Source organism: Synechococcus sp. R6-7, assembly GCF_047461695.1.
GTDB lineage: Bacteria > Cyanobacteriota > Cyanobacteriia > Thermostichales > Thermostichaceae > Thermostichus.
In genome coordinates, this window is sequence record NZ_JANSHS010000118.1 from 1 (window position 1) to 10,099 (window position 10,099).

The 10,099-nt window shown below is 58.9% G+C and carries 11 protein-coding genes; 5 read left to right on the forward strand and 6 right to left on the reverse strand.

The window, feature by feature from the left end; all coding sequences use genetic code 11:
* Positions 1-903 (reverse strand): pyruvate kinase (gene pyk / locus NW815_RS04170; protein ID WP_414415744.1); only part of this gene is annotated, 903 nt, incomplete at its 3' end.
* A 170-nt stretch (positions 904-1,073) separates the two neighbouring features.
* On the opposite strand from pyk, the gene NW815_RS04175 reads away from it, so the two are divergent.
* Entirely contained in the window at positions 1,074-1,316 is a 243-nt protein-coding gene (locus tag NW815_RS04175; protein WP_011433158.1) for a hypothetical protein, read from the forward strand.
* Positions 1,317-1,404: 88 nt separating this feature from the next.
* Here the strand turns inward: NW815_RS04175 and NW815_RS04180 are convergent, their stop codons facing one another.
* The 3 genes from NW815_RS04180 to NW815_RS04190 form a co-directional block, all read right to left on the reverse strand.
* On the reverse strand, positions 1,405-2,067 hold the full coding sequence (locus NW815_RS04180; protein WP_414388279.1) for a hypothetical protein: 663 nt from the start codon (positions 2,065-2,067) through the stop codon (positions 1,405-1,407).
* Between the two features lie 143 nt (positions 2,068-2,210).
* Positions 2,211-2,957, reverse strand: coding sequence for a GvpL/GvpF family gas vesicle protein (locus NW815_RS04185; RefSeq protein WP_414388278.1), 747 nt, complete (start codon positions 2,955-2,957; stop codon positions 2,211-2,213).
* The gene (locus NW815_RS04190; RefSeq protein ID WP_414388275.1) at positions 2,935-4,056 is read right to left on the reverse strand and encodes a sugar phosphate nucleotidyltransferase; all 1,122 of its coding nucleotides are present in this window, start codon (positions 4,054-4,056) and stop codon (positions 2,935-2,937) included. Before NW815_RS04190 ends, NW815_RS04185 begins: the two co-directional genes overlap by 23 nt.
* A 322-nt stretch (positions 4,057-4,378) precedes the next feature.
* Here NW815_RS04190 and hisG point away from each other — a divergent pair, with 322 nt between their 5' ends.
* The 4 genes from hisG (at position 4,379) to NW815_RS04210 (ending at position 8,606) form a co-directional block, all read left to right on the forward strand.
* Entirely contained in the window at positions 4,379-5,086 is a 708-nt protein-coding gene (hisG, locus tag NW815_RS04195) for an ATP phosphoribosyltransferase (RefSeq protein ID WP_011433162.1), read from the forward strand.
* A gap of 108 nt (positions 5,087-5,194) precedes the next feature.
* Positions 5,195-5,989, forward strand: coding sequence for a photosystem II manganese-stabilizing polypeptide (locus NW815_RS04200; protein ID WP_414342666.1), 795 nt, complete (start codon positions 5,195-5,197; stop codon positions 5,987-5,989).
* Between the two features lie 363 nt (positions 5,990-6,352).
* Positions 6,353-7,537 carry an NAD(P)/FAD-dependent oxidoreductase gene (locus tag NW815_RS04205; RefSeq protein ID WP_414388273.1) on the forward strand — a complete coding sequence of 395 codons (1,185 nt, stop codon included), beginning with the start codon at positions 6,353-6,355 and terminating at the stop codon, positions 7,535-7,537.
* A gap of 97 nt (positions 7,538-7,634) precedes the next feature.
* The gene (locus NW815_RS04210; RefSeq protein WP_041436472.1) at positions 7,635-8,606 is read left to right on the forward strand and encodes a GDP-L-fucose synthase family protein; all 972 of its coding nucleotides are present in this window, start codon (positions 7,635-7,637) and stop codon (positions 8,604-8,606) included.
* On the opposite strand, the gene NW815_RS04215 is transcribed toward NW815_RS04210, so the two are convergent.
* Both NW815_RS04215 and NW815_RS04220 read right to left on the reverse strand, forming a co-directional pair.
* On the reverse strand, positions 8,603-9,340 hold the full coding sequence (locus NW815_RS04215) for a DevA family ABC transporter ATP-binding protein (RefSeq protein ID WP_414351864.1): 738 nt from the start codon (positions 9,338-9,340) through the stop codon (positions 8,603-8,605). The genes NW815_RS04210 and NW815_RS04215 overlap by 4 nt on opposite strands.
* A gap of 221 nt (positions 9,341-9,561) precedes the next feature.
* Positions 9,562-10,099 (reverse strand): FtsX-like permease family protein (locus tag NW815_RS04220; RefSeq protein ID WP_414415743.1); only part of this gene is annotated, 538 nt, incomplete at its 5' end.

Sequence of the window (10,099 nt, forward strand, 5' to 3'; positions counted from 1 at the left end):
GGGGCTGTGCACCATGCTGTCCAGCATTTGGGTGGCCGTAATTACCGGGATCCCCAGGGAGTTGGCCAGGGCGATCACCCGCTTCTGCAGGATCGGCACCTCTTCCGCGGGCAGCTCTACCCCCAGATCTCCCCGCGCCACCATCACACCGTCGCTGAGGGCCAAAATCTGGGGCAGCTGTTCAATGGCCTCGTGTTTCTCGATCTTGACGATGATGGGTACCCGCTTGTCGGCTGAGCCGGAAGAAGGCCGTTTGGCTGAGGCAATGAGCTCCCGCAGCTCCAGCACATCAGAGGGATCCCGCACAAAGCTGAGGGCCACCCAATCCACCCCTTGGTTGAGGCCGAAGTAGAGATCTTCTTTATCCTTTGGGGTCACGGCGCGGATGCTCAGGCGCACACCGGGGAAATTGACCCCCTTGTTGTTGGAGAGGGTACCCCCGACAATGGTGCGGCAGAAGAGTTCGCCCGCTTCCGGATCCACGGCTTCCACCCGCATCTCCACTCGACCGTCGTCGATGAGGATCGTCGCTCCTTCGGGCACTTCTTGGGCCAGCTTGTCGTAGGTGACCCAGCTGCGCTCTTGGGATCCCAAGACAGGTTTGCTGGTCAACACAAAGGGATCCCCTGCCTTGAGGGTGATCGAGCCTTCGGCGAACTTGCCCAAGCGGATTTTCGGCCCCTGTAGGTCTTGCAAGATGGCGACCTGGATGCCCAGATCCATCGCGGTTTGGCGGATCAGGCGAATGCTGCGGCGGTGTAGCTCGTGATCCCCATGGGAGAAGTTCAGGCGAAGGGTGGTTGCCCCTTGCAGGATCATCTCCCTGAGAATGGCTGGATTCGAGCTGGCAGGGCCGATGGTGGCAACAATTTTGGTGCGTCGAAAAGAATCCCTCAAATGCATGTCCACTGTTCCCAAGGGAGAGCAGCCCAGATCCTTCCCCCACATAGGGATCTCTCTGATTACGATAACCCGTTATGTCTTTTTTGAGGCACCGCTTTTTTAAAATCCCCAGCGAGAGAGGATGGGAAAATAGGCAAAGCAGAGTGTAGAGATCCATCTGGAGTCGAGCGATGCCAGTTGCCCCCGAATACGCCTTCCCCTTCGAGCACCATCAGAAGTTCTCTCTCGACAACCCCACCATCTCCAGCCCAGGGGTTTCCAAGCGGGAATACATAGCCAGCAAGGTATTGCAAGGTATCGTGAGCAATCCCCAGACTCCTGTTGGCGATTTGTCTCCTGAGCAACGACAGGCTTTGGTCTATACGGCGGTGTCATTGGCAGATGATTTGTTGGCGGCCCTCGGCGCTCAGTAGAGAGGTTCTTGAGATTGCAGCGCACCCTCTTGGGGTGAGGTTTAGGCCGAGGTTGACCGTTCGCGGCGGGGGGCCGTAGGCTCTGCTACTACATACGCCGCAGCCGTTGAGTCAACTCTTCCCCCAAGCGCATCCATTCTGCCATCCCTTCGGGATTCACCTGTCGGTTATTCTGCCAGAGAATGAGGTGGGCGCCGGCCCCTTCGGCGCAATAGTTGGGATGCTGCTCCCAAAAACCAAGGACGCCAGGATGGAACCGCAGCCGAACTTGGGCTTCATTCTCTCCTCGCAAGAGATAGCTCCGGGAGAACTTAGGGTGGCTCTCGAAATTGATATCTTGCATGCCAAAAGCTTTGGCGATGCCATGGAAAAGGGCATTTTCGGGGTGCAGCCGAAAACGGGGCAGATGAAGATCCTCGTGATAGGCGTAGAAGACGGACTGGCGATAAGTGCTAGAACTCTTGCCACTGCCGCGGGTGTATTGGTAATCAAAAACGGTAATCTCAGTGCCATCGATCAGCCGCTTGGACATCGAATTATAGAAACGCCGCCCATGGCCTCGTTCAAACAGTCCAAAGCCTGCTTGCAACAAGCGAGATCGAATCTCTTCAGGCAACTGGGCAGAAAAGCGCATTCCTAGCTGTGCAGCTACCCGCTCCAGAGCTTCTCGACGTTTCTTTTCGTGGTAAAGGGCTAGAGCCAAGATCCCGGCAGCCAGAGCTAAAAACAAGATAAAAATAAGCAACCCCATACCGTCTCCCTCGGCTTACAGACTGCAGCGCCCATCCCCACAATACCTGAGCAGATTTCCAAAAGGATCCCTGCCTTCGACCATTCAGCCGAGCGGTCTCCTCTTGTCTTTTGTAGAGAAGTGACCCAATACAGCTGAGTGTGTCAAAGTTTGACGAAATTGTAGGGAGCGGTGAAGTTGTTGTAGCGAATGCGCAGCCGCCCTTGAAAGGTGTGGTCTAGCTCCTCCACTTTTTGGGCAAAAACCGGCTCATCTTCCCAATTGATCAAAAACGAGCCGTTGTAGGCCATGTTTTCGGTGAGCAGATCTCCTTCTACGCGGTCGCTGGCCAAGGGGCTGAGGGCTGCTGTAAAGGTCTGGGCAATGCGCTGACGTCGCTGCTCTAAGAGCTGCTCCAGAGCCCGTCCGATCTCGACTACCGCGTCCAGCCTCAGAGGAGCGCCGGCCATTTCGTCTCGCCGAGCTTTGAGGGCAGGGTTTTCCTCTAGCCCCAGCTTGAGCTCCTGCTCGGGATCCCAGAAGACTTTGACTCCCACCTCCCGCTTGCCCTCCAGGCGCTCCAGCAGAGCCAGCAGATCCGCCAAGCGGGGCTGCACCAAGTCCCGTTCCACCTGCTCCCAGCCGCTCACCACCAGACCAAATTGCAGGGGCAGCAGAGCCCGATGTCCCTCGTTCATCACTTTTTCCAGCACGGCTTCATGGGCGAGCAAGTTGGCCCGGCTGGCCAGGTAGCGCTCCTGTCGAGCCTGGGAGTACAAGAAGGCCAGGGATCCCAGCCCATGAACCTGCACCGGCTGCTTGTCCAGCCCCACCACACTCAGATGACGCGGGCCAGGGGCAGCGACGATCCCGTAGAGGTAGAGGGCGCTATGGGGATTTGCCGTTGGCATTGCTGCGGGCATCTCCGATCAGCCACGTGAGGTTGGACTCTTCGGTGTCGATGGCATTGCCATCCGAGGAAATGCAGTAGCGACCCATCACCATCTGGTGGCGTAGGGTCACGCCTGCCGCAATCTGGGTGTAGTTAAAAATCAAGCTGCCATCCAGCGTACACCCTTCATTCAACACACATCCGTAGCCAATTGCCGTGGGGCCGATGAGTTTGACCCCGTCCGCCAAATAGCTGCTGGCCCCGATGTAGACCGGTGGCTCGATGTGGATGCGATCCCAGTTGGCGCGGATGTTGATCCCCGTCCATACGCCGGGTTGAATCTGGATCCCGGGCACCTTGACTCCCTTGATCTCGCCGCGCAGCACTTTTTGCACCGCCAGCCAGTAGTCGTGGGTGCGGCCAATGTCCACCCACTGAAAGTCAGCCGTGATCCCATAAAAGGGAGCGCCCGCTTTCACCAAGGCCGGGAAGAGATCGCTGCCGATGTCGTAGGGGCAGCCGGGGGGAATGTAGTCGAACACTTCCGGCTCGAAAACGTAGATGCCGGTGTTGATGGTGTGGCTGAGGGCCTCTTCCCGCCTGGGCTTTTCTTGGAAGGCAGTGATGCGACCCGTCTCATCGGTTACCACCACTCCGTAGCTGGAGACCTGGCTGGGATCCACCTCCCGCAACACCACGGTGGCCAGCGCTCCCTTGGATTTGTGGAAGTTGACGATCTGCGTGAGGTTCAGGTCGATCAGGGCATCCCCACAGAGCACCACAAAGGTACTGTCGAAAAATCCGGAGAAATCCTGGATCTTGCGCATACCGCCGGCGGAGCCCAGAGGTTCGGCCACCGGCTGGCCGTTCTCAAAATGGCCTTCGAAGGAAAAGCCGATGTGAACCCCCCATTGCTGCCCATCTCGAAAGTAGTCTTCGATTTGGTGGGCCAAGTGGCTGGTGTTGACCATGATCTGGTCGAAGCCGTGTTCCCGCAGCAGCTCCACCAAAAATTCCATGACAGGCTTGTGCAAAATGGGGATCATCGGCTTCGGCATCATGTAGGTGATGGGCCGTACCCGCGTGCCTTTGCCTGCTGCCAGGATCATGGCTTTCATGCCGTCGTCACTCCTCCGGGCTAACCGTGCTCTGACTTTATCATCCCAGGATCGGCATTCCAGAGAACCGGCGGGGCTTTCAAGAGGCCGGGGAATCGCTGCTGGGAGTCCGATCCCCTACAATCGAGGGGGTCTGCTCTTCTGGGAGAACCCGCCCGCCTCTGGGCATTTCGCCAAGGGTTTCCCCTGAGCCCCTCGTTTTGCCCCGTCTCTCCTGAGAGTTCCACCCGGCAGACGGGGATCCCAGCATTCTTACATTGATTGCTCCTGGCCCAAGATTCAGACGGATGTATCAGAACAAATGTAGTAGATCCTGAAAAAGATGCTGGATGGCCGTCCCGACAGCCCACCCATCACGATTGCCCTGGCCAAGGGGGCCTTGCTGCCTGAGGCCATTCAATGCCTGCAGCAGGTGGGGATCGATTTCAGCCGTTTTTTGGATCCCGGCAATCGCCTGCTGCGGATTGAATCCCCCACCCGGCTGAACGGACAACGCTACGAAGCGCTGCTGGTGCGCACTCACGATGTGCCGGTGTACGTGGAGTACGGGCAGGCGCAGTTGGGCATTGTCGGCTACGACGTCTTGCGGGAGCGCTATGCCGGCACCGAAGCGCGGGTGGCCCACCTGTTGGATCTCCAATTTGGCCACTGTCGCATGTCGGTGGCCCTTCCCCAAGATAGCCCCTACCACTCGGCAGCTCAGTTGCCTGCTCATGCCCGCGTGGCTTCTAAGTTTGTCGGCTGCGCCCGGGAGTATTTTGACCGCCTGGATTTGCCGGTGGAGCTTATCTCTCTCTATGGTTCGGTGGAGTTGGCCCCCCTCACCGGCATGGCCGATGCCATCGTCGACTTGGTAGCCACAGGGCGCACCCTGAGGGAAAACGGCCTGATTGAGCGAGACTGCCTATTCGAGAGTACAGCTCGCCTGATTGCCCATCCCATCAGCTACCGTGTCAACCAACAGCCTATCCGCGAGTTGATCACCCAGATTCGGGAACGCTGGCTGGGATCCCTGTTGGTGGGTGGCTAATTTTGAGGCACTTCCTCTGAGGGGGATCACGATTGCGTACAATGGGGGCATTCGGGCTTATTTCCCCCAGCAGCGTTCAGATTCAAAAAAGGTTTTTCGAGGTTGATTATGCGGTACCGTCCACTGCTCGCCATCCTGTTGGCGCTTTGTTTGAGCGTCTTTGCTGTTCCGGCTAAGGCTGCCAAGGCGCCGCTGACCTATGACCAGATCCGCAACACCGGCAAGGCCGCCATTTGCCCTTCGGTCTCGGACAACGCCCGGGGCCGTATCGAAGTGCCTAGGGGGGGATCCCTGAAGCTGACGGATGTCTGCTTCCAGCCGGTGCAAATTGAGGTGGAAGAGGAAAAGCGGAACGGCGAGAAAGAGTTCATCAAGGCCAAAAACATCATGATCTCAGCGGCCACTCTGGGGCCGATTAAAGCCGAGGTGACTCCCAAAGACGGCGCGCTGGAGCTCAAAGTGGTGGATGGGATCACCTTTCAGCCGACCACCGGCCAAATGCCCCGCCGCGAGCTGGTGCCGTTTCTGTTTAGCGTGAAGGACTTGGTCGCCACTGCCCAGGGCTCCGCCATTGACCCTTCGACCGATTTTGAAGGGGAGTTCTTGGTGCCCGGCTATCACAGCAGCACCTTCCTCGACCCGCGCGGGCGGGGATCCAACACCGGCTACGACACTGCGGTAGGTCTACAGGCTGCCAAAGATGATTTTGCCACCAACCGCAAGGTGGACGAGGTTTCCCAGGGGAAAATGTCCCTGCGGATTGCTCGCGTGGATCCCAGCACTGGCGAAATGGCGGGATCCTTTGTTAGCATTCAGCCTTCCAGCACCGAGCAAGGGGCGATGGAACCCCACACTGTTCGCGTTCAAGGCTTGTTTTACGCTCGCCTGGCGCAGGAGTCTTGAAGAGGCTTGAGGAAAGCCGAGAAGAGATCCAATTTCGGGCTTGAGATGGGCAGAGATCCCGGCGATCCCTGCCTATTTCTGTTGATACTATGTCTGTCTGGGTTTGCCCGTTGGGGAAGTGTGCAGCGATAAAGTCTGGGCCAGATGCCGCCACAGGTTCATTTGCAGATGGCCGATGCCACTAACCTGCCTTTTATGTTGACTCTGGACCCAAGGGGACTCTCAATCTGGACTCAAGGAAGCCCTTTGTGAGTTCCGCTTCAGCCAGTACCGCCACCAGTGCGGATCCGAGTTCTGCTGCGCTCGCTACCCCAAACTGAGCCTCTTTGCCGCAAGATGAGGTTCAGGGCAAAGAGGGAAGTGATGGCCAACTACGACTGGATTCTGATCGGCGGTGGGATTACCGGGGCAGCCCTAAGCTATGAACTGGCCCGCCAGGGGGGATCCGTTCTGCTGATGGAGAAAGATGGAGTGCTGAACGGAGCAACCCGCTACAGCTACGGGGGCTTGGCCCATTGGGCGGGCAAAACGCCGATGCTCAAAGCTTTGGGGGAAGAAGGGATCCAACGCTACCGCACCCTGTCAGAGGAGTTGGAGGCAGACATTCAATTTCGTGAGCTGGACCTGCTCATGCCCATTGCCCCCGGCTACGATGCAGAGGCCGTTGAGGCGGATCTGGCCGACTGTCGCATCCCACCCCGGCGGATTTCGGTGGCGGCAGCCTGCGAGCTGGAGCCGCTGCTGGATCCGGCCGCTCTGGAAGTAGTCCTCTGGGCTCGGCATGGCCACATCAACCCCTTGTTGACGGCGCTGGCCTTTCAAAAAGCCTTTCAACGATTGGGGGGATCCCTCTTGATCGCAACAGCAACGGCCCTGCGGCGGCAGGGAGCGCGCATCACGGGCGTAGAGTCCGGAGCCGACTGCTACGGAGCAGGCCAGGTGGTGGTGTGTGCCGGCGGCTGGACACGGGCTCTGTTGCGCCAAGCGGGAATCCGGGTGCCCATCTACTACACCCATGCCGAATCCCTGGAGCTGGAGCCCTCGGATTTGCAATTGAAAGCGTTGGTGATGAGCGTGCCCGTGCAACGCTTGGAACTGGAACGACAAGCCGCCCATCCCGATCGGGATCCCCTTTGGGACGAGCCAGGGCACGAGCTTTGCCCGCCGATTCTGGATGCCGGGATCCTGCAATTTGTAGATGGCAGCATTCGCATGGGCCAGATCAGCCGGGTATTGACGGATCCCCATGCCGAGGTGGATGCAGCCGCCAGCGAAGCCCAGATCCGGGCACAAGCCGGTCGCTACCTGCCCAAGTTGGCCCACCTGCCTGGACGGTGGTATCACTGCTTGGTGGCCTTCAGCGCTGATCACCAGCCTCTGGTCGGATCCCTGCCCGGCTGGGAAGGCTTACAACTGTTTTCCGGCTTCAGCAATCCCCTGCCCATCCTGCCCGCTTTGGCCCGTCGCTTCGCCCAACAAGCCTATGGACAAGCGGATGAATGGATCCCTGCTCTGTCGCCGGCGCGGTTTGCCCAGGTTTTGAGTTGATGCCTTGCCTATTCTCGATGACCATCGCCAACAAGTCTGGAATACGGCTATCCCGTCTGCAGCATAATGAAAGCCGGAAGTTCTCTGCGTCGGATCTATGCCCAACAGCTTGCCCAGCTCCGTCGATCTCAGCCAGAAGCGCATTTTGCTCACAGGGGGCAGCGGCTTTTTGGGCAAACATGTGCTGCAACAGTTGCAGGTGCTGGGGGTAAAGCCGGAGCAGGTGCGCATCCCGCGCTCCCGCACCCAGGATCTGCGCCGTTGGGAAGTCTGCCAAGAGGTGGTGCAAGGGCAAGATATCGTCATCCATTTGGCCGCCCACGTGGGTGGCATCGGCCTCAACCAAGCCAAGCCGGCAGAACTCTTCTACGACAACCTCATCATGGGATCCCAGCTCATCCACGCCGCCTACCTGGCCGGGGTGGAGAAGTTTGTCTGCGTGGGCACCATCTGCGCCTATCCCAAGTTCACCCCCGTTCCCTTCAAGGAAGAGGATCTCTGGAACGGCTACCCAGAGGAGACCAACGCCCCCTACGGCATCGCCAAGAAAGCCCTGCTGGTGCAGCTGCAGGCCTACCGGCAGCAGTACGGCTTCAACGGCATCTACCTCCTGCCGGTGAACCTCTACGGCCCCATGGACAACTTCGACCCCGAAAGCTCCCACGTCATCCCAGCCTTGATCCGCAAAGTGCACGAAGCGCAGCAACGGGGCCAAAACTACGTCGAAGTGTGGGGGGATGGCAGCCCCACCCGCGAGTTTTTCTACGCTGAAGATGCGGCCCGCGGCATTGTCATGGCCACCCAGCTTTACGACGGGGCGGATCCCTTGAACCTGGGCACCGGTGAAGAGATCTCCATCCGGGATCTGATTGCCCTCATCTGCGAGCTGATGGAGTTCCGGGGAGAGATCCGCTGGCAAACGGACAAGCCCAACGGCCAACCCCGCCGCTGTCTGGATGTCTCCAAGGCCCGAGAGAGGATGGGTTTTGTGGCCAAAGTCGGCTTGCGGGAAGGGCTGCAGCGCACCATCGACTGGTACCGCCGCCACGCCTGCTCTGGGCAAAGCTAGGCAACCCCTTGGCTCTCCAGCCGGCCATCCTCCATGTGCAGCACCCGATCCGCGATGTCCAGGATGCGGTTGTCGTGGGTCACCATGAGGATGGTGCAGCCCTGCTCCCGCGCCAGCTTCTCCATCAGGGTCACCACCTCGCGGCCCGACTTACTATCTAGGGCTGCCGTGGGCTCGTCCGCCAGCACCAGCTTGGGATGGCTAACCAAGGCGCGGGCAATGGCCACCCGCTGCTTTTGTCCGCCGGAAAGCTGTTCCGGGTAGTAGTGGACGCGACCCCCCAGGCCCACCGCCGCCAGCATTGCTTCCGCTCGCTGCTGGGCTTCCTGAGGAGAGAGGCCGTTGTGCAGCTCCAGGGCCATGCGCACGTTTTGGGCTGCCGTCAGGGATCGCAGCAGGTTATGGGCCTGGAAAATGTACCCGACCTGGCGGCGGATTTGAATGAGAGTACTGGGCTGAGCTCCCCGCAGCTCCTGTCCCAACACCCGCAAGCTGCCCTCCTGCACCGAGCGCAAGGCCCCCAGCAGCGTCAGCAGGGTGGTTTTGCCGGAGCCGGAAGGGCCAGTCAGCAGCACGATCTCCCCTGGCTGCAGGGCAAAGCTAATGTCGAAGAGAATCTGCTTGCGCAGGGATCCCTCGCCGAAATAGTGGTTTACACCTTCGGCTTTCACCACTGGCTCAACGGCATTCTGGGCAGAAGCAAGGGCAGCTTGATCGAGAAGAGGAGTCAGCATAGGAAACTCAAAATCTCAAAACTTTGCGTTGACAACTCATTGACCACTTAGGCCGTCATTTGGAGCGTTGAGATGAGACCATTTAGAAACCTTTGGCCGGAGAGCGTTGATGAGGATCCCAGCAGTTTTTAGACAGTTTAGTTCAAACCCTTCACCATCCATCCAGCCCCCTTTGACAGACTATTGCTCAACACCCTAGCGCTTCACCCATGGCCAAAACTCTAGAAAATGTCGGCAGGATCGGCTGCCCGCAGCCGTCGCACGGCAATCGCTCCTGAGATGAAACACATGCTCACCGCCAGCCCCAGCACCAGCACTGCCCGGTTGAAGGTCATGGCAATAGGCAGCAACGTGGCATTGGCCGTCAAATCGTAGAGCAAAACCGACAGGGCAAAGGCAGGAATGTACCCCAATCCGGCCAGCAGGAGCGCCTCCTGAAATACCACCCCCAGCAGGTAGGTATCGGTATAGCCCATGGCTTTGAGAGTGGCATATTCCGCCAGGTGATCCGACACATCGGTGTAGAGAATTTGATAGACAATCACAATGCCGACAATGAAGCCCATGCCCACCCCCAGGCCGAAAATAAAGCCAATGGCCGTGCCCTCTTCCCAGTAGGTTTGCTCCATGTCGATAAACTCTGCCCGTGAGAGCACCCGCACATCTTCCGGCAGCAAAGCTCGCATCTGCCGCACCAAGGGATCCGGATCCACCCCCGGCTGAAGCTGCACCACGCCGATATCCACCAGGCCACGCCCC

Coding starts and splice junctions, on each gene's coding strand:
- NW815_RS04190 (WP_414388275.1), bottom strand. CDS start 4,056: ATGAAAGCCATGATCCTGGCAGCAGGCAAAGGCACGCGGGTACGGCCC.
- hisG (WP_011433162.1), top strand. CDS start 4,379: ATGCTGGATGGCCGTCCCGACAGCCCACCCATCACGATTGCCCTGGCC.
- NW815_RS04200 (WP_414342666.1), top strand. CDS start 5,195: ATGCGGTACCGTCCACTGCTCGCCATCCTGTTGGCGCTTTGTTTGAGC.
- NW815_RS04180 (WP_414388279.1), bottom strand. CDS start 2,067: ATGGGGTTGCTTATTTTTATCTTGTTTTTAGCTCTGGCTGCCGGGATC.
- NW815_RS04185 (WP_414388278.1), bottom strand. CDS start 2,957: ATGCCAACGGCAAATCCCCATAGCGCCCTCTACCTCTACGGGATCGTC.
- NW815_RS04210 (WP_041436472.1), top strand. CDS start 7,635: ATGCCCAACAGCTTGCCCAGCTCCGTCGATCTCAGCCAGAAGCGCATT.
- NW815_RS04215 (WP_414351864.1), bottom strand. CDS start 9,340: ATGCTGACTCCTCTTCTCGATCAAGCTGCCCTTGCTTCTGCCCAGAAT.
- NW815_RS04175 (WP_011433158.1), top strand. CDS start 1,074: ATGCCAGTTGCCCCCGAATACGCCTTCCCCTTCGAGCACCATCAGAAG.
- NW815_RS04205 (WP_414388273.1), top strand. CDS start 6,353: ATGGCCAACTACGACTGGATTCTGATCGGCGGTGGGATTACCGGGGCA.